Origin of the sequence: Ohtaekwangia kribbensis (genome assembly GCF_042676245.1) — a bacterium.
In the GTDB taxonomy this organism is placed as follows: domain Bacteria; phylum Bacteroidota; class Bacteroidia; order Cytophagales; family Cyclobacteriaceae; genus Ohtaekwangia; species Ohtaekwangia kribbensis.
The window spans coordinates 34,524-57,609 of record NZ_JBHTKA010000007.1 but is presented as its reverse complement, the minus strand read 5'-3'; the positions used below and the strand labels follow the sequence as shown (position 1 = coordinate 57,609).

The 23,086-nt window shown below is 44.0% G+C and carries 17 protein-coding genes; 8 read left to right on the top strand and 9 right to left on the bottom strand.

Features of this window, described 5'->3' with window-relative positions:
• Positions 1-30 precede the first annotated feature (30 nt).
• Both ACFQ21_RS15515 and ACFQ21_RS15510 read left to right on the top strand, forming a co-directional pair.
• A complete protein-coding gene (locus ACFQ21_RS15515) occupies positions 31-948 on the top strand; it encodes a hypothetical protein (RefSeq protein WP_377580188.1) in 918 nt (305 codons plus the stop codon).
• Positions 949-1,046: 98 nt separating this feature from the next.
• Positions 1,047-1,652: a hypothetical protein gene (locus ACFQ21_RS15510; RefSeq protein ID WP_377580187.1), complete on the top strand. Its 606-nt coding sequence runs from the start codon at positions 1,047-1,049 to the stop codon at positions 1,650-1,652.
• Positions 1,653-1,658: 6 nt separating this feature from the next.
• Here ACFQ21_RS15510 and ACFQ21_RS15505 read toward each other — a convergent pair whose 3' ends face one another.
• The 3 genes from ACFQ21_RS15505 to ACFQ21_RS15495 form a co-directional block, all read right to left on the bottom strand.
• Positions 1,659-2,126, bottom strand: a complete 468-nt coding sequence (locus ACFQ21_RS15505; RefSeq protein ID WP_377580186.1) for a c-type cytochrome — start codon at positions 2,124-2,126, stop codon at positions 1,659-1,661.
• 51 nt (positions 2,127-2,177) lie between these two features.
• Positions 2,178-3,101 (bottom strand): transglutaminase domain-containing protein, encoded by a 924-nt coding sequence (locus ACFQ21_RS15500; protein WP_377580185.1) that lies wholly within the window; start codon positions 3,099-3,101, stop codon positions 2,178-2,180.
• 124 nt (positions 3,102-3,225) lie between these two features.
• Positions 3,226-3,705, bottom strand: a complete 480-nt coding sequence (locus ACFQ21_RS15495) for a GNAT family N-acetyltransferase (protein WP_377580184.1) — start codon at positions 3,703-3,705, stop codon at positions 3,226-3,228.
• An 89-nt stretch (positions 3,706-3,794) separates the two neighbouring features.
• On the opposite strand from ACFQ21_RS15495, the gene eutC reads away from it, so the two are divergent.
• The gene (gene eutC / locus ACFQ21_RS15490) at positions 3,795-4,592 is read left to right on the top strand and encodes an ethanolamine ammonia-lyase subunit EutC (RefSeq protein WP_377580183.1); all 798 of its coding nucleotides are present in this window, start codon (positions 3,795-3,797) and stop codon (positions 4,590-4,592) included.
• Between the two features lie 15 nt (positions 4,593-4,607).
• On the opposite strand, the gene ACFQ21_RS15485 is transcribed toward eutC, so the two are convergent.
• Positions 4,608-7,040 carry an ABC transporter permease gene (locus tag ACFQ21_RS15485; protein WP_377580182.1) on the bottom strand — a complete coding sequence of 811 codons (2,433 nt, stop codon included), beginning with the start codon at positions 7,038-7,040 and terminating at the stop codon, positions 4,608-4,610.
• 214 nt (positions 7,041-7,254) lie between these two features.
• On the opposite strand from ACFQ21_RS15485, the gene ACFQ21_RS15480 reads away from it, so the two are divergent.
• Together ACFQ21_RS15480 and aac(6') are read left to right on the top strand one after the other, a co-directional pair.
• Positions 7,255-10,692 carry a methylmalonyl-CoA mutase family protein gene (locus ACFQ21_RS15480; protein ID WP_377580181.1) on the top strand — a complete coding sequence of 1,146 codons (3,438 nt, stop codon included), beginning with the start codon at positions 7,255-7,257 and terminating at the stop codon, positions 10,690-10,692.
• 98 nt (positions 10,693-10,790) lie between these two features.
• Positions 10,791-11,225 carry an aminoglycoside 6'-N-acetyltransferase gene (aac(6'), locus tag ACFQ21_RS15475; protein ID WP_377580180.1) on the top strand — a complete coding sequence of 145 codons (435 nt, stop codon included), beginning with the start codon at positions 10,791-10,793 and terminating at the stop codon, positions 11,223-11,225.
• 81 nt (positions 11,226-11,306) lie between these two features.
• On the opposite strand, the gene ACFQ21_RS15470 is transcribed toward aac(6'), so the two are convergent.
• Positions 11,307-12,152, bottom strand: coding sequence for a tetratricopeptide repeat protein (locus tag ACFQ21_RS15470; protein ID WP_377580179.1), 846 nt, complete (start codon positions 12,150-12,152; stop codon positions 11,307-11,309).
• Positions 12,153-12,155: 3 nt separating this feature from the next.
• On the bottom strand, positions 12,156-13,967 hold the full coding sequence (gene typA / locus ACFQ21_RS15465; RefSeq protein ID WP_377580178.1) for a translational GTPase TypA: 1,812 nt from the start codon (positions 13,965-13,967) through the stop codon (positions 12,156-12,158).
• A 228-nt stretch (positions 13,968-14,195) separates the two neighbouring features.
• On the opposite strand from typA, the gene ACFQ21_RS15460 reads away from it, so the two are divergent.
• Together ACFQ21_RS15460 and ACFQ21_RS15455 are read left to right on the top strand one after the other, a co-directional pair.
• Complete coding sequence (locus ACFQ21_RS15460; RefSeq protein ID WP_377580177.1) at positions 14,196-15,098, top strand: cyclase family protein; 903 nt, start codon at positions 14,196-14,198, stop codon at positions 15,096-15,098.
• Positions 15,099-15,119: 21 nt separating this feature from the next.
• Positions 15,120-15,749: a hypothetical protein gene (locus ACFQ21_RS15455; protein WP_377580176.1), complete on the top strand. Its 630-nt coding sequence runs from the start codon at positions 15,120-15,122 to the stop codon at positions 15,747-15,749.
• A 49-nt stretch (positions 15,750-15,798) separates the two neighbouring features.
• Here the strand turns inward: ACFQ21_RS15455 and ACFQ21_RS15450 are convergent, their stop codons facing one another.
• From ACFQ21_RS15450 to ACFQ21_RS15440, 3 genes are all read right to left on the bottom strand, one after another.
• Positions 15,799-16,875, bottom strand: coding sequence for an alkaline phosphatase family protein (locus ACFQ21_RS15450; RefSeq protein ID WP_377580175.1), 1,077 nt, complete (start codon positions 16,873-16,875; stop codon positions 15,799-15,801).
• Between the two features lie 270 nt (positions 16,876-17,145).
• Positions 17,146-18,717, bottom strand: a complete 1,572-nt coding sequence (locus tag ACFQ21_RS15445; RefSeq protein WP_377580174.1) for a SusD/RagB family nutrient-binding outer membrane lipoprotein — start codon at positions 18,715-18,717, stop codon at positions 17,146-17,148.
• 10 nt (positions 18,718-18,727) lie between these two features.
• Complete coding sequence (locus ACFQ21_RS15440; protein WP_377580173.1) at positions 18,728-22,045, bottom strand: SusC/RagA family TonB-linked outer membrane protein; 3,318 nt, start codon at positions 22,043-22,045, stop codon at positions 18,728-18,730.
• Between the two features lie 336 nt (positions 22,046-22,381).
• Between ACFQ21_RS15440 and ACFQ21_RS15435 the strand changes: the two genes are divergently transcribed.
• Complete coding sequence (locus tag ACFQ21_RS15435; RefSeq protein ID WP_377580172.1) at positions 22,382-22,960, top strand: helix-turn-helix domain-containing protein; 579 nt, start codon at positions 22,382-22,384, stop codon at positions 22,958-22,960.
• The last annotated feature ends 126 nt before the right edge of the window (positions 22,961-23,086 follow it).

Below are 23,086 nucleotides of genomic sequence, written 5' to 3'. Positions count from 1 at the left end.
TTGCTAATCACTGCTGTTATCATAGCTATCATGATGACGTCCTGCAGCAGTCTACGCGTTGTTCGTCACGCGCCCCTCATTGTACAAAGTACATACTGCGCACCTGCTACAAGCTATTCGTACGATATAACATACCTGCCGCTAACCAACATTGATTCATTATTACAGCGCAATCCCCAGATTAAAAATATACTTAACGATCACGATATTCAGATGGCGAATGCCATGGGTATACTTCCCTTTACTCAGCAATTATTATCACTTCAGAAGGATTCATCCATTCAGCGTACATTCCAAGTTGAACACACTGTAACAATCATTCAAAACAGATTGTTGGTGGCTTCTGCTGAAATAGAAGGGATTGCGGCCGAGCTGGATTGTGAAGGCGAACGTGCCGATCAACTGGCCAACTACCTGGACGGTATAAATCGGAAAAGAAATACAGTCCTCACAGGAGCATCCGTTATACTTGGGGCAGCGGTGACAGTTGCTGCCGTGGCTGTAAGTAATGACGATACACAAGATGCGGTCAGTTTAAGTGGTGGCCCTGCTGCTGCGGCACTGGGTGCTCTGCTGCTTGATACATCGGGCAAAGAAATTCAAATGGACTTCAGCAGAAATATACTGGGAGACATCTGGTTTCAACCCCTGCACTCTGAAATATACTCTCCATTCACATGGTATGTCTTAAATGAGAAAAGTTTCAGCAACAGCCACACAATCTCATTGGTACAAAGTATAAAAAAACGTTGGATCGCATTCGAACTGATCAACAAGGTTTCAGATAAAACAGTAGCACTATATTTCAAGCAAGGAGGACTCTATAATGCTGACCGGCTGCATACCCGTGCATCGATGCTGAACCAGGTTCAATCCACCATACGCTCCATTCACCAGGATATGCAAAGTTTAATTATGGCGGTGGATAAGTTTTCAGTAAAAAAATAAACCTGGACTGCCGCTGCCAGTATACTCGTAACATAAGATTAATTCCGGGCTTACAACTTTACAGGAGATGTTCGTGTCTGTATTACAAACCCTGTCCCATGAGTTTTCGATACTTGTTGTCAGTCGCCTGCATGGCCTTGCTTTTTCTCGCTTGCACCGAAGATGAAAAAGACGGCATCATAGAAACGAATTCATACCTTCCACTACGAGTCGGTAATTATTGGGATTACGAAGTTGTTACCTATAAGTCATCGTATATAAGACGCGAATATGTACGAACCACCATAAAGCGAAATGGTGATCGCTATTATGAAGTAGTTGGCGGACCGCTTGCCGTATCGGCCAGTATTCACTATGACACTGCTTACTATCACATCGATAACAATGGTTATGTCTATTGCTGGAGAACAGGTTGGGAGAACGAAGAAAACTTATATAGGCTTTTTGCGAGCCACGGTGACCAATGGTCTTTCAAAAGTAATTTCGGTGATAGGGCGACCGTTGAGAGTTTTTATACAACAGTCGAGATTGGCGAAAAAGAAATACCGGAGTGTAAAGGATACTTTTATGACGTGCCCATGATTGTTGACGAGGAGAGTACCGTCTACCTGGCACCAGGTATAGGCTGTGTAGGTACAACAAGCATGTGGCAAGTAAAGGTTTTAAAGAAGGCGTTCGTGAACGGCATCGAGTATACTTTTTAGTATATATCAGTCTATTACCATCGACTCTTCACTTGCCTGCTTCAGGTAGTCAATCAGATCGTTCAGCTCTTCATCGCTAAATCCCTCAAATGAAGTATGCGGCAGTTGATTGTATTCATTATATACCGTTATAGCCAGTGTATCACCAGACTTTATCAAGTCATTCGCATTCCTGATCATTTTTCTAAGCCAAACGGAATCACGTACTTGAATACTATAACTCAACGCTGGCCCTATCAGCTTTTGGTTCAGCCGATGACAGGCCATACAATTGCTTCTGAAAATGGTATAGCCTCTAAGACCGCTCATGGTTTCTATATCGCGTGTGTCACATACTTCTGTGGCCAAAGTAGCACAACCAAATTGATCGGTATTACTAAATTCATCGCTGGCTATAAATGTAAATGCAAAAAGTCCAAGTGTAAGCACCGCGATAACATTTGCCAGTTTACGTGCTGTATCAAGACTTTGCATGTGTATTGCAATTTTTATGTCAGTTGTATATACAGAAAATTGACCGACAATCTACTTGACTATTTTATACCCAAGTATTGCTTTGCTGTTTAAATAAATGTACAAAAAGGGCACATATCTATTGGGCATGCATCGAAACGTTATTGTATCGCCTTTCTTTTCGTATGCTATACTTTTAGAGAATTTGTCACCGGCCCAGCATATCGTAATCTCCGGGTCGGGCACATCAGTAGAGAATTGAAAATCGATACTATCTCCTTTCTTATACTTTATTGTTCCGTCATCAGACTCCACATCCTGAATCTTGTAGCGGATTGATCCTGAGTAAAAATGCGGACGCTCCATAAACTTCTTCTTCGAAACTTTTCCACCTAAAAACCATTGCTTATCCTCGGGAAAGTGACAATACGCAAACAACTCCGGAGGTGTACAGAAATAAGAATCATTGAACTCAAACGTAAATACTTGTTTCTCTTCAGTAGTATTCCCGGCCGCCCACGTTACATCACACAAATACCATTCATTTTCAATTCGTATAGCGCTCCACGCATGATTTGTTTTCTTAGGAAAATCCTTTCCGATTAATGTCCTTTCTTTTGCCCAACCTGTAATGGTTACACACTCCAGACCTGCCTGTTCACAAAGTGTTTTGAACAAACTGCTATACCCCGCACACACAGCTTTGCCGCGTTTGATGATTTTCTCCGGGTCTGTTTCTCTTAGCGCAGGCTTGCGCAATGCTTCCAGATCATACTCGATATGATGGGCTACCCAGGTAAATATAGACCTATATTTACTGACATCGTTATGACAATGGTCGGTGAGTTCTGATACCAGCTTTTTAAGATTGCGCCTCGGTTCAACAGCCTTAGCAATAGAATCAATTTTCGAATAATCTTTTTTCCAGAGCTCGTTAGCGAATGTATTGAAACTACATATCAGCGAGACAAAGACTACAGTTAATCTCAAATGCATAAATACAAGAATCCTACAGGTAGAATGAATTCCGTGGTAAAGATGATTCAAAAACAGGAAAAGTTTGATATGGATAGACTGTTATTATATAGCACGTAATATTTTAGTAAGATTTATAGTACAATTATACCAGGTGCAATTTCATTCCCTCATGCGATGGCTTGAAACCGAGTTTCTGATAGAACTGAATCGCTTCCGGACGCTCTTTATCAGTAGTTAATTGCACCATGTGTGCACCCGCTTTTCGCGCGTGCTCAATAGCCCATTCAAAAATTTGCTGGCCAATGCCGGCACCACGCATATCTTCACGCACACGAACGGCTTCAATCTGTACACGGATACCTCCGCGATACGTTAGATACTGAAGAAAGCTCAATTGCAGTGTACCTATAATTTCAGCAGCATCATTCTCCACAACAATTAACTGTTGATTAGCATCAGCATCGATCTTATCGAAAGCCGTATAGTATACTTCGGGCAACGGATTATGATAGTCCTCTCGTTTTGCTCCGAGTTTATCATTTGCCAGAAGTTGCACGATGAACGATACATCGTCACGAACGGCTTTCCTGAATCGTAGTGTCACAAGTTCTGAGTGCTTCATTGGCTTGTCCGAATCGATACTACTAAAAGTGATATAATGAAATATAAAATCGAAACTATATAGTAACTTTATTTTTTTAGTCGAGACGAATGACTCCCGAAAAGAAATCAGCAGTAATAACGGATCCCTGGCAATCCCTGCAATCCTTAACCGCAGCGCGAATTGCCCTGGGGAGAACCGGTGTTTCAGTTCCATTGCAAGAGGCGCTCAATTTCAAACTGGCCCACGCGCATGCACGCGATGCTGTATACTCATCGCTTGATGTTCATGCTTTACATACAGCACTCGAATCATTCGACCTCCCCATATACCATCTTAAAAGTGCTGTTACCAACCGCGAAGAGTATTTAAAGCGGCCCGATCGTGGCAGAAGATTAGACACTACATCTGTAAATACGTTGACTGCTATCGAACATAATCCATCCGATGTAGTATTTGTACTTGCCGATGGATTATCGGCCACCGCCATCAATCGTCATGCTATACCCGTCTTGCAAAATACGATAGCTGCATTGCGAGGTGCAGCGATTACCCTTGCTCCGCTATGCATTGTTGAACAAGCGCGTGTAGCGATTGGTGATGCGATAGGACAACTGCTCTGCGCTAAAATTGTTGTGATCCTGATTGGTGAACGTCCCGGACTGACATCACCCGACAGCATGGGGGCCTATATAACGTATAACCCCTCCGTTGGATTAACGGATGAATCACGCAACTGCATCAGCAATATACGTCCGGAGGGATTGGTATATACAGACGCTGCTACTAAAATAGTATATCTTGCTCAGGAAGCTTTACGACTTAAATTGTCGGGTGTGGAATTAAAGGATAACAGTATTTTATCAGGAGCTGCCGGCCACCAGCTTCCCTCCTCCGGAAACCAGTAGCCAGCGTCCTGAAGCTTATTCAGATCGGAGAATCTTCGCAGGGTTTGTACCTGCACCTCGCAAAATGTGAATACTCACCGTGGCCAATGCAATGATGGCCAGTATAACTCCGGGCACTACGAACAAATCCCAGGTGAGATCGATGTGGAAGGCGAAACCTCCCAGCCAGCGATCTATACCATACCAGGTTATCGGTATAGCAATAATGGTAGCGATCAATACCAGCTTCATAAACTGGCTTGATAAAAGCGACATGATACTAGAAGTTGAGGCACCCAATACTTTTCGAATACTGATTTCGCGTAACTTCTGCGTTGTAGTAAAACTGGCAAGTCCCCAGAGTCCGAGGCAGGCAATAACAATAGCGAGTCCGGCAAACATACTGAAGATCTTTCCGAATTGCTGATCGTCTTTATATTGTTTATCGAAGAAGTCATCAAGGAAATAATAGTCAAACGGATTGCCGGGAAATACTTCGCTATATTTCGCTTCAATCTGCTTGATAGCGTCTGGTATATTTCCGGATAATCTTACCGAATAATGTCTGCGTGAAATTTTATCATGCGCCAGCAGAATAGGTATATGTTCGCTCTTGAGAGAGTTCCAATGATAGTTCTTCAGTACACCGAGTATATTTACCGTATCATCACCTAATATAATTCGTTCTTCCAGTGCGTGCTCTGCATCGCCCAGACCGAAAGCCTTCAGTGCAGCTTCGTTTACCAATACAGCCTGACGGTCTGATTCACGATCACCATCCCATTGTCTTCCGGAAGCAAGCTCCATTCCGTAAGTAGCTAAAAAATCCGGATCAACCCACGCAACATTACCACTCTTGCTTTGATTCTCATCTGTTCCGTCTTTACGCATACCGGTTCCCCAGTTAAATCCTCCACCGGGTATAGATGCAGACGTTGCTACATTCTGGACAGCGGCTATCTTTTTGATTTCATTCTTCAACGTGATCAGACTCTCCTGCGCTGTCTCATGATTGCTGATAACGCTCGGGCCGTTAAACACGAGCATCTGCTCCATGTCAAACCCTTTGTCCTGGCTGCGCATAAACATCAGCTGACGGTATATAGCAAATGTACCGGCTATCAATATCAATGATGCCACAAACTGAAATACAACCAATGCCTTGCGTAACGAAAAGCCTCCGGTAACTTTATCCACGCCACCTTTCAACACGGTCGTGGTATTGAACGATGAAAGCACAAAGGCAGGATAAGCGCCCGACACCAGCGAACCGGTAACAAAGAGTATCAGCAATATACCCCATAGTCTCACATCGGTAAAATCAAATGCAAAATCTTTTCCTACAATATCGCCCAGTACAGGCAATAGTATCAACGCCAGTAACACTGCGAGTACAATACCAATAAAATTTACCAGCACCGATTCAAAAATGAATTGTGTTATAAGTTGAGTACGGAATGCACCTATAGCTTTCTTGATGCCTACTTCACGCGCACGTTCTATCGCCCGCGCAGTAGACAGGTTTATATAGTTCACCCACGCTATCGCCAGAATAAAAATCGAAATAACGATAAAGAAATATATCGTATTAACACTCATCGTTGAGCTTGACTCATTGTTGAAGCCCGGTGTTAAATGTATATCCCGAATGGGTTGAAAAGTCAATACCTGTTTACTGTTGGATTGCGCCAGGTCTTTACCCTGGTATTTTTCAATGAAGGGAGGAAGTTTCTTTTCAACTTCTTTCGGATCAGCACCAGCCTGTAATTCAACGTACGTTACGAAGTTATACCATCCCCATCCATTATCATTTTTATACTGTCCATTCTGCATGATGTTCTGAAATGAAAAGAGAAAGTCGAAAGGGAAATGCGAGTTTTCAGGAACATCTTCAATTACCGCAGTTACCTGGTATTCACCATCTGCCCAACCACCGGAAACGGTCAGACTTTTTCCGACTACATCCAGGCTATTAAAATATTTTCTGGCAGCAGTTTCCGTAAGCACTACCGAATTAGGTTTATCCAGTGCTGCCGATAAATTTCCGGCAAAAGCATGATAGGTAAATACATCAAAGAACGTTGAGTCTACAAACTGTATACTCTCTTCGTGAAACCGTTTTGAATCACTACCGCCTGTCTCATTGCTCACCACGGCACCACCGTACATGGGATGCGTGCGCACGTATGTTTTCACTTCCGGTATATCTTCAACCAACAATGGTCCCTGCGCATAGCCCGAGAGTGGTCCTGCACCGCGAAACTCTCCGTTGGTATAGGTTGACGTTACCGTACGGTAAATATTAGCGGAGTTCTGATGGTAGTTATCATAGCTCAACTCAAAGTCAACATACTTTAAAATTACCAGGCAAACCGCTACGCCTATAGCCAGGCCAGCGATGTTGATGAAGGAATACAATTTCCGTTTGAAAAGATTTCGGAAGGCAAGGGTGATATAATTTTTGAACATACGGGGTTGGTTTTGATAAAACTGTTCTCGTTAACAGGATGATTGTTTTCGGAATTTAGTTGCGTCACAGTATGCAAAATCACAGCGGTGACCACAGCAAATACCGCGGAACCGTCCAAAGGTTACAAGAACGAGACCAAGTCAACGTTCTCCTAATAAGTGTTAGGGATTATCGCGGTTCTGTGTATTTTTGAGCAATCGAATACCATTGCAAATGAGCACGGAAGCTATTTCACCCGCTAAAACCGATCACAAAACGTCCTTAGCCGGACATGCCGCACCAGAGCCTTACAAGCCCAAGAACAAAGTCCGCATTGTTACAGCCGCGAGTCTGTTCGATGGTCATGACGCTGCTATTAACATCATGCGCAGAATTATTCAGGCCACAGGTTGTGAAGTGATACACCTTGGTCACGACCGCAGTGTTGAGGAAGTTGTTAACACCGCGATACAGGAAGATGCGCAGGCTATTGCCATGACCAGCTACCAGGGCGGACACAACGAATACTTCAAGTATATGTATGACTTGTTGCAGGAGAAAGGTGCAGGTCACATCAAGATATTTGGTGGCGGTGGCGGAGTGATTCTTCCCGAAGAGATCAAGGAACTGATGGACCACGGCATTACCCGTATATATTCTCCCGATGATGGTCGTGCTTTAGGACTTCAGGGAATGATCAACGATCTCGTAGAGAAAAGTGATTACCCCACCGGTCTCAACGTTGAGCATGCTATAGCATCACTGAATACAAAAAATCATGTACCTATCGCGCAGCTCATTTCTGCTGCCGAAAATTACTACGATAAACACAAGAGTATATTTGAGGCTATCAACCAACAAGCAGCGACATCAAAAGCTCCCGTACTGGGTATAACCGGAACAGGGGGCGCGGGTAAATCTTCTATGGTAGATGAATTGGTAAGAAGATTCCTGATTGACTTCAAAGATAAAACAGTAGGCATAGTCTCTGTCGATCCTTCCAAACGGAAAACAGGAGGGGCACTGCTTGGAGATCGTATCCGTATGAATGCGATCAACAACTCGCGGGTGTTCATGCGATCACTTGCTACGCGTCAAAGTAACCTTGCGCTCTCTGCGTATGTAAAAGAAGCTATACAAGTACTTAAGGCTGCAGGATATGATCTCATCATTCTTGAAACTTCCGGTATAGGACAAAGCGACACGGAGATACTGGACCACAGTGATGTATCGCTCTATGTAATGACTCCTGAATACGGTGCTGCCACGCAGTTGGAAAAGATCGACATGCTGGACTTCGCTGATGTTATAGCGTTGAATAAATTTGATAAACGCGGTGCCCTCGATGCACTGCGCGATGTCAAGAAACAATATCAACGCAACCACCAGCGCTGGACGAGCAAGGTAGAAGACATGCCGGTGTTCGGAACCATCGCTTCACAGTTTAACGATCCGGGCACCAATCAACTCTACAAATATATACTTGATACGATTGTAGAGAAGACCGGAGCTTCACTCCAATCCACGTTCGAGATCACGCGAGAAATGTCGGAGAAGATTTTTGTTATACCTCCGCATCGTACACGTTACCTCAGTGAAATATCCGAGAACAACCGGAGCTACGATGGCTGGGTAAAAGATCAGGCAGCTATTGCACAGAAGCTGTATGCTATAAAAGTATCGATTGAGACAATACAACAGTCTTCTGTTGAAGATAAAGATCGTCTTGTAAAAGGATTACAAGAACAGTACGAAAAACTGAAACTCAACCTCGATCCGAAGAACTACAAATTGATTGAAGAGTGGAAACAGAAAACACTACAGTATAAAGGACCACTTTTCAAGTTTAAGGTGCGAGATAAGGAACTTGGTATACAAACACATTCCGAATCGCTTTCGCATTTACAGATTCCGAAAGTATCGCTCCCTAAATATGAAGCGTGGGGAGAACTACTGCAATGGAACTTGCAGGAAAATGTACCGGGTGAATTTCCATATACAGCCGGTATATATCCTTTCAAACGCGAAGGCGAAGACCCCACCCGTATGTTTGCCGGTGAAGGCGGACCTGAGCGAACGAACCGCAGATTTCACTATGTAAGTATAGCGATGCCTGCGAAGCGTTTATCCACCGCGTTTGATTCGGTAACGCTCTACGGTAATGATCCTGATTACAGACCCGATATCTATGGAAAGATTGGTAACTCCGGAGTTAGCATCTGCTGCCTGGACGATGCCAAGAAATTATATAGTGGCTTTAACCTGGCAGATCCAAAGACATCGGTATCCATGACGATCAACGGTCCGGCTCCGATGCTGTTGGGATATTTTATGAACGCTGCGATCGATCAGCAGTGCGAACTATATATCAAACGGAATGGTCTGGAGGAAGAAGTCAAAAATAAGATCAATGACCTATATACAGCACACGAAGGTGAACGTCCCTCCTACCAGGGAACACTGCCTAAAGGCAATGATGGTTTAGGATTGATGTTACTAGGCGTAACCGGAGACCAGGTATTACCTGCTGATATATATAGCAAGATCAAAGCCGAAACATTGTCTCAAGTACGGGGCACAGTTCAGGCCGATATACTCAAAGAAGACCAGGCACAAAACACGTGTATATTTTCAACCGAGTTTGCGTTGCGTTTGATGGGCGATGTACAGCAATACTTCATCGACAAGAACGTACGGAATTTCTACTCGGTATCTATTTCAGGATATCACATCGCTGAAGCGGGCGCGAACCCTATTACACAGTTAGCCTTTACGCTGGCGAACGGTTTTACGTATGTAGAGTATTACCTGAGTCGCGGCATGAACATTAACGATTTTGCTCCGAACCTGTCGTTCTTCTTCAGCAACGGCATTGATCCGGAGTACGCTGTTATCGGGCGTGTAGCCCGCAGGTTGTGGGCCAAGGCGATGAAGAATAAATACGGAGCCAATGCCCGCTCGCAGATGCTCAAGTATCATATCCAGACTTCGGGTCGCTCGCTGCACGCGCAGGAGATTGACTTCAATGATATACGCACCACGTTGCAGGCGCTCTATGCGATCTATGATAACTGTAACTCGCTTCACACCAATGCTTACGATGAGGCTATAACAACGCCTACCGAAGAGAGTGTGCGCAGAGCAATGGCGATACAGCTTATCATCAACAAGGAATTAGGATTGGCGAAGAATGAAAATCCTTTGCAGGGATCATTCATCATTGAAGAATTAACCGACCTGGTAGAAGAAGCTGTGCTTTCGGAGTTCGATCGCATTACTGAACGCGGTGGTGTACTCGGTGCGATGGAAACCATGTACCAGCGCGGCAAGATACAGGAGGAGAGTTTATACTACGAGACACTAAAACATACCGGTGAGTATCCGATCATTGGTGTGAATACGTTCTTAAGTTCGAAAGGCTCACCTACAATTATACCACAGGAAGTAATTCGTGCTACAACCGAAGAGAAAGAGTACCAGATAAAAATGTTACGCAATCTGAACGCTTTCCAAGATAAAAAATCTGCGATGATGCTGGAGCGTGTGCAGCAAGCTGCAATTCAGAACAAGAATATATTTGAAGAGCTGATGGAAGCCACTAAAGTGTGCTCACTCGGACAAATCACAAAAGCGCTCTTCGAGGTAGGTGGGCAGTATAGACGAAATATGTAGTTTTTATTTCCCGCAGAGGATGCAGACGTACGCAGATAAATGCATTTTAAATTTCTGCGTCTATTTGCGATTTCTGCCGGGTTTGATTTTTTTTCACGATGATCAGAGTTGCCTCCCAAGAAGATTTTCCTGCTATAGCTCAACTCGCTGCTATGCTATGGCCGTCAGAAGATGAAAATATACTTCTCGGTGAGTTCAAAGCGAACCACGGATCATCCGATCATGCCCTCTATATTTGCGAAGAGAAGAATGAAGTAATTGGTTTTGTAGAGCTATCGCTTCGTAACGATTATGTTGAAGGTACTTCCTCTTCTCCTGTGGCGTATATCGAAGCGATCTTTGTGAAAGAGCAGTATAGAAAGCAGCGTATAGGTATAGCGCTAGTGCAGCGGGCAGAAGAATGGGCACGCGAAAAAGGATGCCGTGAATTAGCCTCCGATACAGAGATCTCCAATATAACCAGCCAGAATTTTCACAAACAATGCGGCTTCGAAGAAGCTAACAGGATTGTTGCGTTCGTGAAAGCACTTTGATTTCCCACAGAGGACGCAGATGTACGCAGAATTTTAAATGCATTTATCTGCGCAAATCTGCGCCTTCTGCGGGACCTGTATTTAGTCCGCTCCGTAGCAATACTCTTTCAGATAATCCGCGGCATCATCGAAGCCGGCTTCGAAGGCTTTGCGTAAGCAGCGACAACCTTCTTCGAGTTTGTCGGTCTCAGTCAGTGCTACTCCTTTGTAGAATAGCAATGTTGTATTGGTTGGATCAACCTGTAAACCTTTATTGATATACACTAACGCTAATGCATACGCACCTTCTTCTATACACAGCGATCCCGCATAGAGGTAGGGTTGTAAAAGAGAAGGCTCCTGTTTGATCACGCGATCAAACACAATCATGGCGCTATCCAGGTTGCCGAGGTAATAGTATGTCAACCCTAGAAACGATTCAATTTCCGGATCAGCTCGCTGAGCCAATAAGCTCTTCAGGTCTCGCTGTGCTTCTTTATACTCTCCGGCATCCATTAACACCGAAGCGCGAAAGCGGATGATTTCAGGATTACCCGGACTCTGCTTGAGAAAATCATCGAGGTCGGCAAGCTGTGCTTTATGATCACCGAGTCCCTGATTAATGTATATGCGCAGTAATTTTGCCTGTGGATCCGGTATGCGTTGCAGGTATTGATTTATATCTTTCAACGCATTTGTAAAATCCTGTGCACCAAAGTATGCATAGGCACGTTTGTACAATACACTATAATCATCGTCCTGTTTCAATCCCGATTTCTCGATGATCTTGTTGTACAGTTTAATAGCACCTGCAAAATCTTCGCGGGATGCCAGTGTATCAGCATACGTTTCCCAGGCTGCGGCTTCATTTACTTTTGCCTGGCCGGCTACAAAAAAAGAACTCATCACCATAAGCATGGTGATGAGTCGCGATATACTTTTTATCATTTGTTATGACTGTTTTCCAAAGCGTTTACGATCGGTCTCATTCAAGTAGATTTTACGTAAACGAATAGATTTAGGTGTCACTTCTACATATTCATCTGACTGAATATATTCCAATGCTTCTTCCAATGAGAATTTCACCGGAGGTGCAATGCGCATTTTTTCGTCAGCACCCGAAGCACGCATGTTGGTGAGCTTCTTGGTTTTGGTAACGTTTATCACAAGGTCACCGCTGCGGCTGTGTTCACCAATTACCTGACCTTCGTATACAGGCTCTCCTGGATCAATAAAGAATTTACCACGATCCTGCAGGTTGTTCAAGCTGTAGGCAATGGCTTCACCTTGCTCCATTACGATCAACGAACCGTTGATACGTCCAGGTATTTCACCTTTGTAAGGTTGATATTCAAGGAAGCGGTGAGTAACAATAGCTTCACCAGCCGTTACGTTCAATAAATAGTTGCGCAGACCAATGATACCGCGTGAAGGAATGGTAAACTTCAGGATCATGCGATCGCCCTTCGGTTCCATATTCAGCATTTCACCTTTGCGTTGTGATACAGTCTCAATCGCTTTACCGGCATCAGTCTCCGGAAGGTCGATTGTCAACTCTTCCACAGGCTCGCTCTTCACACCGTCAACCTCTTTGAAAATTACCTGAGGCTGCCCGATCTGTAATTCGTAACCTTCTCTGCGCATGGTCTCAATGAGTACAGACAAGTGTAGTACACCACGACCAAACACCATGAATGAATCAGCCGAACCAGTATCGCCTACGCGAAGTGCCAGGTTCTTCTCTAATTCTTTATCAAGTCTTTCCTTAATGTGACGAGACGTAACAAATTTACCTTCCTTACCATAGAACGGTGAGTTGTTAATGGTAAAGAGCATGCTCATTGTAGGCTCATCAATAGATATAGCCTTCATTGCTTCCGGCTTTTCAGGATCCGCTACGGTATCACCGATTTCGAACCCTTCCAATCCTACCAGTGCACAGATTTCACCGGCTTTTACTTCGTCTACTTTTTGTTTTTCGAAACCTTCGAAAACATATAAATCTTTGATACGTGATTTTACTAGTGTATGACTTTCACGTTTGATCAACACGATCGGCTGACCAGCTTTGATCGATCCGCGGTGTACACGACCGATCGCAACACGACCGATATACGAAGAGTATTCAAGCGAAGTGATCAGCATCTGCGTAGCACCTTCTTCAACTTTCGGAGCCGGTATATATTGAATAATACCATCGAGCAGCGGAGTAATGCTGTCGGTAGGAGTTTTCCAGTCTGTACTCATCCAGCCTTGCTTTGCCGAACCATAGAAGGCTGGGAAGTCGAGCTGATCTTCGTTTGCATCCAGCTGGAACATGAGTTCGAAAACCTGCTCATGTACTTCATCCGGAGTACAGTTCTTTTTATCAACTTTATTAACAACAACAATTGGTTTGAGACCAAGTTGTAATGCTTTCTGTAATACGAAACGGGTTTGTGGCATGGGGCCTTCAAACGCATCTACCAGCAACAAACAGCCATCGGCCATGTTGAGTACACGTTCTACTTCACCACCAAAGTCACTGTGACCCGGTGTATCGATTACGTTGATTTTGTAATCTTTGTAGCGAACTGAAACGTTCTTGGCAAGAATAGTAATACCACGCTCACGCTCCAGGTCGTTGCTGTCCATGATCAGCTCACCAGGGTTCTCATGGTCTTTAAAAAGTTTACCAGCCATGAGCAGCTTATCCACCAAAGTGGTTTTACCGTGGTCTACGTGGGCAATAATCGCGATGTTCCTGATCTTGTTAACGTCCATAAATCCTCAAATTCCTCGTTTTTCTTGAATTGAGGCGCAAAGATAGCCTTTTTTACCGCACTCTCTATGTCTGACTCGCAACAGTTTAAATTTTAGATGGGGTAACGTAACTGCATAACCGACATAAATACGATGCAGATGCAGTAATTTGATGCGAAATGAAACATTATTGGGACAATTACGATATGGCTACTATTAATTATTGTTAACATTTTTTTCATTTTACGAATGACCAAACGCGTTAAATTCGATTTCGAAATTTACTTCACCAACGGCGGTGGAATAAAAGGCGAAGACTTCCGGCTCGATATTGCCGGTGATGACATCGCTGACCGAGAACTAGCCGACTACCTGGTGCAGGACATGCGCCTGCTGATGGTTGGCGAGACAAAGATTCTGAACAAGGAAATTATCTCGGAACCTCACAAGCGAAAACCTTTTAACGCAGACAAAGCCATGAGTCTGTTCGTAGACCTGAGTCATACCATTGAACACGGACTCGTTACTTATAAAGGACTTCCCGCTCCTATCGTATGCGACTACCTGAGCCGTGAAGATTCAAAAAAGTTTTACGATGAAGGAGCACAGTTCCAGATTGGAAAAATAGAAATGGTTACGAACACGGGAACGTATATCGATTGTCCGTTTCACCGGTTCGAACATGGAAAAGATCTTTCGGAAGTAGCCTTGGAAGCTTTCGCGGATCTGCCTGCCGTTGTAATACGGGTGCCCTACACGCAGACACTTGCCGTTACGGTAGATCATGTGAAAAATTACGAGATACGAAATCGTGCCGTACTGATCCATACAGGGTGGGGCGATGCTCATTGGAATACCGAGAAGTATTACGAGAACCATCCGTTCGTTACCAAAGAAGCTGCGGAATACCTGCGCGATTGTAATGTAAAGCTCGTGGGTATAGACTCGCACAACATTGACGACACGCGTGGCAAAAGCCGACCGGTACACACTACGTTGTTAGGAGCCGAAATACTGATCGTAGAACACCTGTGCAACTTATCGCTTTTACCGGATGACGATTTTACATTCAGTGCTGTGCCGCCTAAGTTTAAAGGCGTAGGTACATTTCCGGTACGTGCCATGGCAAAATTAAAAGCGATAAACCAATAACCATTTTTAATCTATATATACATGAGGCAACTATTTTTTATCATCGGCTTTCTGTTTTTACAAGCTGCTGCTGTGGCGCAGCCGTTTGAGGGAAAAATCATTTACGAAAACAAGTATAAAAGCAAACTACCCAATGTAACCGATGAGCAACTCACGGCCATGATGGGAGGCAAACAGGATTACTTTGTAAAAAGTGGAAATTATAAGATCGCTACCAGCGGTAGTTACTTCCAATGGCAGATATATGTTAACAAAGACAACAAGCTCTATAATAAATTAGCGAGCTCTGAGTCGATATACTGGATTGATGCCGCTTCTAATCCGGATGCCGTTATTAAAGCCGATATCAAAAAAGCAGCAACGGAAATATTGGGCTATACCTGCGATGAAATAACTCTCACCTGTAAATCAGGCGTGCAGAAGTATTATTATAGCTCGAAGCTGAAAGCGGATGCGAAGTTGTTCACCAACTTCAAGTATCAGAACTTCTACGAATATATTTCGCGTACACAGGCGCTGCCTTTGAAGATGACCATTGAGACACCTCAATTCTCACTCGAAAGTGTAGCAACAGAAGTAAAGCCAATGACACTGGACGCTAAATTATTTACGATACCGGCTGATGCCAAACTTGAGAAGAGTCCTTTCTAAACCATAGTACAATCTATATATATGATAAAGCAGGGCCTACAATCCTGCTTTATTTTTTACTGCGTATGGTGGCATGATTATCGGAGAGCAGTTCGGGAATAAACATACTCTCCACAACCTCTCCTACCGGCTCTACATTTTCATAATGCAATCCGAGGAAAGCTCCTGCTGTTTTGGCAATTTGTTTTTGAAAATACTGTCCTTCGTTTTTCATTTCACCGAGTGCAGGTGTATCCGGACCAATCACAGCAAACCACATCTGACTCGACCCGGCAATTAGTCTTCCATGACCTTTCCAACCTTTTTTACCGGCATATCCGCGACCGTGGTCGGTAGTGATGAGTAACGTTGTTTTATTCTTATACTGTTCGTCTGACTGGATCCAGTTCCATAGTTTACCAATCATGTCATCGGTGCGATGTGCTGCTTTCAGATATTCATCATATCGGCCGCCATGTCCGTGTTCATCGGTTTCATCGAGACTGATGAAAAGTACCCGCGGACGAGCCCGCTTCAAATACTCAACGCCATACTGAAAAGTAAAAGCATCGTACCGCGCGCCATATGGATTTTTTACAACGCGTTGTAAATCGTTAAGGAGTTTTTCCTGTTCAGACAACATCGCACCGCTTGCGCTTTCCTCACCTCCATTGGTATATATACCGGAAGATTGCTCGCGCACAACGGCCGGGATAACATCCCACGTAGAAAATACGGCAACGCGGTTGGTGAAAGCCGGCTGATCATATATATAGTTCAGCACGGTATAGTTTGGATTCGCGATTTTGTTGTTGGATTTGATGCGTTTGTCAACAAAGCCCACGAGCATTTCGCTATAGCCGGGGTACGAGAACCAATACGGGTTGGCACAATTTACACGATTACCAAAATTACGGTTGCCGTATAACTGTCCTTCAACGCCAATCACCTTCCAGAAAAATGGCAAGAGTTTCTCTCTTCGCACAACGGGAGATGCATCCCAAAACTGACTCACAACATTCCTATCGTGCACAAAATCTTTACTATATATTAAAGCAGAGTCTGCACCTTCAAACAATTCAATCCAACGGAAACCATCAAGGGTTACGAGTACCAGGTTTTCTGTCTGGCGTTCCTGCGCAAACACGCAGGAACAACAACCAACCAGACAACACTGCAAAAACCTTTTAAACATGCACGAAGATGCAACAACAGTATTACCTCATGATGAGTATAGATTTATACTACTGTTATAGAATAATGACGCAAGTATGATGCAGGTTATAATTTCTTTAATCCGGCAAGTGCTGACCTTAAAAAAAATGTGATTTGTTATAAAGAAAACAACCCGAGTATTTACCCGGGCTGAATTCTAAAGCTTAAGCTTTTATCTTTAATACTTCAATCTTCTAATCTTTCAATCCTTAATTATATAGATCTCCGCATTCTTGCTATCACCCATCGCTCCGAACTGACTTTGTATAGCTTTGTCCAGATTCTCGGAGTTGGTTGTCTCTTCCGAGCTTGGGTATAACCAGCGTTTCGGAATTACACCGTTGTTACCAGTACCCGTCCCTTCTGCGAAGGCAGGTATACCGGTTCTGCGCTGGTTATAGTATGCTTCCAGTCCAGAGTTCTGGAAGAAGGCAAGATACTTTTGTGTGAGTATCTGCGTAAGTCCGGTTGCATTGTTACCGGCATACTTTACTGCAGCGTTATCCAGGTAGTCAGTAACCGATGGTATAACTTCACCCAACACAACATCATCCGCGGTTGTTACCTTCAGGGATGATCCGTCCTTTATACCATATACTTCCATGGAAGCGATGATCCCGTTGTTATAATACGTTGCTGCATCACCGGTGATCCATCCGCGGTTGATCGCTTCTGCTATCGCAAAGTTCTGCTCAGCATATCCTAACATCAGCGCAGGTTCAGGACCAGCATACGTACCGTAGTAACGTAACTGGTTGGCATACGAGTATTCACCTTTACCCGCTTTTGATGACATGTCGTCAAGACTTTCTGCTGAGCTTGCTCCTACATACGCATCAAAACTGTCAAACGCTATACCTGCTTTTAATTTTGCTTCCGCAGGATTACACGTTACAAACACGCGCGGATCTTCCAGGTCTGTCAACGTTTTTACATACATCTCAGCCATATTATAACGGCCTTTATCAAGACCACGGCTGCCCGGGTTGGTTGGGTATAAACTGGTTGAACCGTTATAGTATATCTGCAAATTATCAGCTGCACTCGCCAGCAACGGATACTTGGCCGGGTTTGAGACAATAGCATTGAAACGGTTTTTGATATTCAGATCAGCATCGCTTTCTTTCTTGCTCAGGCTGATCAGCACACGCAGCGTAAATGCATTTACAATTTTCTGCCACGCCTGCAGACTGTTACCGAGGTATATATCTCCGGCGAATATATCTCCCAGGGGAGACGTTGGTGCCGGAGTACCTGCTGCGATCAATGAAGCCAGGTCATTGTTGGCTCCTTCCAGCCATTCCAGTGCTTTCAGGTATATATCTTTCTGTGTAGCATAAGCAGGAGTTGTATTCTCCAATCCCTGCAACGCTTCTTCCAGCGGCAGATCGCCTACCTGCTGCGTCATGCGTACATAGAAGTAGGCACGGAAAAATTTACCAAGCGCTGAATATGGGTTGAGTGCTTTCGCGCCTGTATTCAGAGCTTCCTCTTCCATCTTCAAAACATTTTTCAATGTCTGAAACTTCAGCGTAGCATTGGTCCAGCTATACTCATTATTACCATAGTAATTATAATTGCAGCACCAGTATTGATTCCAGCGGTGTTCAAGTGACCACGGATCTTCCAGCATATCGTTTTGTATACCGGTTAATATCAATGACGGAGGTGCCGTAATAGTCTGGTTCGGATTCTTTTCGATCTCATCAAAATCCTGGCATCGGGTAAATATCACCAGGAAGGCAAGTGCCAGTAAGTATCGTATATTTTTCATGATGCGTGAATTAGAAAGTGATGTTGATGTTTATACCGTAACGTCTTGTAGTAGGTGTCTGCAAGGTGGAATACCCCGACAGGTTGTTACCGTACTGATCGATATCAAGATCTTTACGTTCTGCAAAGTATAGCAGGTTACGTGCTATCAGTGATACCGATGCATTGCGGATAAACGTACGCTCCAACATAGCAGAAGGGAAATTATAGGTTACTACTACTTCTCGCAGCTTGGCATACGAACGGCTCACGAGGTTAGCTTCTTCTTTTGAGTAATAGCGACTGATCCAGTCTTGTAAAAATGTAGCCGTTGTATTCGGTGTAAATTGTAACTCATCGTAGTTAATGATGTTACCGTTATCATCGGTCTGGATGTTTCCACCCGCTACACTTACGCCAGGACCAACCCACGATTTGTTACCCAGGTAATCCTGGTAGCGGGCTTCGCCCATAGCACCTTCGGTTGTATTGATGTGGCGACCACCGCGATACGTCTGACGTTGTACGTAGTCAACAATCTTACCACCGATGCGTCCGTCAAACTGGAAGCTGAAGCTGATATTTTTATAGCTGAACTTGTTGTTGATACCCCACACCAGATCAGGATTAAGATTACCGAGATATTGTGGTATAGGATTGGCAATCGGTCTTCCGCTATCATCGTTGATCAGATTTCCCTGTTGATCTTTCAGAAACACTTCACCATAGTATTTATCGATGCGATCTCCCTTGTATATAAAGCTGTTGTTACCATTTATACTTCCATTGAAGAAGCTCGCTTCAATACGATCGATGCCCGGAGCAATTTCATTCAGGTACTCTTTATAGGTTGATCCGTTCACCAATACATTCCAGGTGAAACCTTCGTTGGTTTGTATAGGCGTACCGCTGATGGTAACTTCCCAACCTTTGCGAAGTGTTTTTATACCATTAGACACGATGGTTGTATAACCACTGGTTTCAGATATCTGCTTGTTAAATATACCCGGACCATCCAGACTCTGGAAGTAGGCTACGTCAAATCCTAAACGGTTCTGTAAAAACTTGATGTCCAATCCGGTTTCCCACGTAGAACTGAATGATGGTTCCAGGTTTTCATTCGACAGACGATCGCTATAGTATGCACCTGGTATATTATTGAATAGTTTACCGCCACGGTATGCTTCTGTATTTACGAAGCTTGGTCCATCGTAAGGAGTATAGTATTCAGCACCGTATCCCAACGGACTCTGTCCATCGCCTGAGTATATATAGGACGGAGCAATGGTAGACGTTGTAAGGGCACCACCCACGCGGGCATATGATCCTCTTACTTTCAGGAATGATATAACCTCCGGTAAAGAAATTTTTTCCGAAAGTATAGCACTCAACGAAGCCGATGGATAGAAGAACGAATTGTTTCCTTTTGGCAAAGTAGACTGTTTATCCATACGACCTGTTAGGGACAATGCCAGGAAGTTTTGATAGTCAAGATCGATATAGCCATAACCGCTACCCACCTGCATGGTAGAATTGAAGTTATACGCACGGATCGGGTTCAGTGAGTTTGTAAAGTTGTAAAGACCGGGAACGCTCAGGTAGTCCGTTGTGGTATAGCTTGAGCGGTAAGTAAACGTACGCAGGTTACCACCGAGTGAAGCCTTGAGTGTAAAATCAGGCGTGATGTTCTTGTCGAACGTCAGCATGATATCAGTGTTATTCTCGAAGAGCTGACGCTTGTCTTCGCGGTAATCACCTTTTGCCTGTTCGCGTCCGTATACAGTTGCCGAGTATGGGAATTTCTCTGTGCGCAGAAGATCATACGTATTGATCTGCGTGCGTCCCATTACTTCAAGTCCGGGAGCGATTTCAGCTTTCAATGACATATAGCCATATACATCGGTCTTGTAGTGTCCTCTTAACCAGTACTTCGCCAGAAACCACGGGTTGTTATAGCGGGTATATTCTGCATATACCTGCTGGATACCTTCTTTACCAGGTTGCCATATTTGCTTCATGTCGTCAACATCCCAATCAGCACCGCCCCACAGAATAATGTTATAGATCATACTGTTCGGACCGTAGTTCACATCGGGTATATTTTCGGTGTACTGACGGTTGTAGTTGATGTTGGATTCGAATTTGATTTTCGGAGAGAGATTAACTCCGGCCGCTATATTAAAGTTATCGGCATTGAGATCCGTGTTCGGCACGAGTCCGCGCTGATAGTTGTGCGAGTAAGAAAAACGAAGATCGTGATTCTCTCCGGAAGTTGATACCGCCAGGTTGTTGGTTGCCACAACTCCGGTTTGCAGAAAGCGTTGCAGGTTATCTTTACCGCGCGCTACCCACTGTGTAGGTCTTATATTACCGGTATAGGTTGTACCATCGGCAAACGTAGTAGTATATTCCGTACCCGGAGTATATTCGCCATCGTATTGAGGGATCAGCTGTCCTTCAAATTTAGGTCCCCAGATATCATAGTCAGAGTCATTCTTTCCTCCGCCTTTACCATTGCCAAACGCATATTTACCGTGATCGCCAGGACCATACTCGCTTTGTACTTTCGGTATAGTAAGAAAACCATTCTCCACCATGGTAGAAGAATTGAACTCTACCGAAAAACCACGCTTGTCTTTTGAACCGCGTTTCGTGGTAATTTGAATAGCACCATACATACCGCGTGAACCGTACAACGCAGAGGCTGCTGGTCCTTTTAATACCGTATAGCTTTCAATATCATCGGCACTGATGTTCCAGGTATCCGACTGGATCGGTACACCATCAACAACAAACAAAGGCTTCTTACCGCGCAGGTATAATTGCGGAGCGCCCAGTATTTCTGCAGACGGAGCAACTGTTAAACCGGCCACTTTTCCTACCAGGGAGTTAACCGGGTTGGGTTCTCTTGCCTTTACCAGGTCTGAACCTTTTACATCCTGAACGGCATAACCAACTTTAGCTTTGTCTTTTTCAATACCCAACGCAGTAACCACTACTTCAGAAAGTTGGGTGGCATCGGTTGCCAATACTATATCTACAGAAGTTCTTCCGGCAAGCGGAACTTCCTGCGAGATATAGCCTACAAAAGAAAATACAAGGGTAGCATCAGTCGAAGGCGCATTTATACTATACCGGCCTTCAACATCGGATATCGTTCCGATGGATGTTCCTTTTACCAGGATGTTCACTCCGGGCAGCGGTGAAGAGTCTTCACCGGAGGTAATGCGACCGGAAACGGTTGTCTGTGCATACGCACCTAAAGCAAAAAGCCACGCGGCCAGTATAAGCGATGCGCGGCTCAGTGCTGTTCCTAAAGAATTTGAATTCTTCAGTAGAGTTTGATTCATACGTTTAAAGGGTTAGGGGTTGTTAATCCACAGGTGCACGGCCTATATATAGGTATATACACTATAGGTATAGCATGCACTTAAAATTCTGCATCAAAGGTGAGTATTCTGATTAAAGTAGCGTTTAGACAAACGTTACGTATGAATTAAACTTTCTGACAAGAAATGAAACTTCTATTAACGAAATCAGGATTTACAAATACGAAACCCCGAAATATACCTGTGACAACCGTTTCGGTAGGTAACATTGATTTAATAAATGCCAACAGCGATTTTCGCACGGTTCAACAACGATGGGATATTTTATATGTTTACAATCAGTAAACATTCCCTGGTATGATCGACAATGAAGTTGTATCGCGCATAGCACAAAAAATACGAGCCACACGACTCGAAAAGAATCTCACCATACAACAACTCGCCACACGCTCCAATGTAAGTAAAGGACTGCTGTCCAAAGTAGAAAACTCGCGTACCGTTCCTTCGCTCCCGGTATTTGTCAGTATCATTCAATCGCTCGACATCTCGTTGAAAGAATTCTTTCAGGACATGGTATTGAGCAACGGTAAAGATTACCTGCTGGTAAAGAAAGATGCCTATACACCGATGGAACGTGAAGGCCGCCACGGATTCAATTACCAATTTATACTGTCACAAAACGTTACGAACTGCACGATGGAATCGGTACTGCTGACGCTTGAACCAGGCGCTACCGGCAAACCTACCACCACCGATGGCTACGAGTTCAAATATATCATCAGCGGAAACTGTGAATATCACATCAACAACGAAGTAATTATACTTGAAGAAGGTGACTCTATATATTTCGATGCAACCGTACCCCACCTCCCCATAAACCGCTCGAAGAAGAAGGTAGTGATGCTCGTGCTATACTTCATCTCTTCGAAATTGTAAGATTGTAAAATTGGAAGATTGGAAGATTAGGGGAATTAGAAGATTAGAAAATTGTAAGATTGAAAAATTTATTAAAGACAATCCAATTTTCAATCCTTCCAATCTTTGAATCTTCCAATTTTTAAA

Bases quoted from the DNA above. Each gene is read 5' to 3' on its own strand.
- eutC (WP_377580183.1), top strand. From the start codon at position 3,795: ATGACTCCCGAAAAGAAATCAGCAGTAATAACGGATCCCTGGCAATCC.
- ACFQ21_RS15500 (WP_377580185.1), bottom strand. From the start codon at position 3,101: ATGCATTTGAGATTAACTGTAGTCTTTGTCTCGCTGATATGTAGTTTC.
- ACFQ21_RS15515 (WP_377580188.1), top strand. From the start codon at position 31: ATGATGACGTCCTGCAGCAGTCTACGCGTTGTTCGTCACGCGCCCCTC.
- ACFQ21_RS15510 (WP_377580187.1), top strand. From the start codon at position 1,047: ATGAGTTTTCGATACTTGTTGTCAGTCGCCTGCATGGCCTTGCTTTTT.
- ACFQ21_RS15435 (WP_377580172.1), top strand. From the start codon at position 22,382: ATGATCGACAATGAAGTTGTATCGCGCATAGCACAAAAAATACGAGCC.
- ACFQ21_RS15470 (WP_377580179.1), bottom strand. From the start codon at position 12,152: ATGATAAAAAGTATATCGCGACTCATCACCATGCTTATGGTGATGAGT.
- ACFQ21_RS15455 (WP_377580176.1), top strand. From the start codon at position 15,120: ATGAGGCAACTATTTTTTATCATCGGCTTTCTGTTTTTACAAGCTGCT.
- ACFQ21_RS15495 (WP_377580184.1), bottom strand. From the start codon at position 3,705: ATGAAGCACTCAGAACTTGTGACACTACGATTCAGGAAAGCCGTTCGT.
- ACFQ21_RS15480 (WP_377580181.1), top strand. From the start codon at position 7,255: ATGAGCACGGAAGCTATTTCACCCGCTAAAACCGATCACAAAACGTCC.
- ACFQ21_RS15460 (WP_377580177.1), top strand. From the start codon at position 14,196: ATGACCAAACGCGTTAAATTCGATTTCGAAATTTACTTCACCAACGGC.
- ACFQ21_RS15445 (WP_377580174.1), bottom strand. From the start codon at position 18,717: ATGAAAAATATACGATACTTACTGGCACTTGCCTTCCTGGTGATATTT.
- ACFQ21_RS15485 (WP_377580182.1), bottom strand. From the start codon at position 7,040: ATGTTCAAAAATTATATCACCCTTGCCTTCCGAAATCTTTTCAAACGG.
- ACFQ21_RS15505 (WP_377580186.1), bottom strand. From the start codon at position 2,126: ATGCAAAGTCTTGATACAGCACGTAAACTGGCAAATGTTATCGCGGTG.
- ACFQ21_RS15440 (WP_377580173.1), bottom strand. From the start codon at position 22,045: ATGAATCAAACTCTACTGAAGAATTCAAATTCTTTAGGAACAGCACTG.
- typA (WP_377580178.1), bottom strand. From the start codon at position 13,967: ATGGACGTTAACAAGATCAGGAACATCGCGATTATTGCCCACGTAGAC.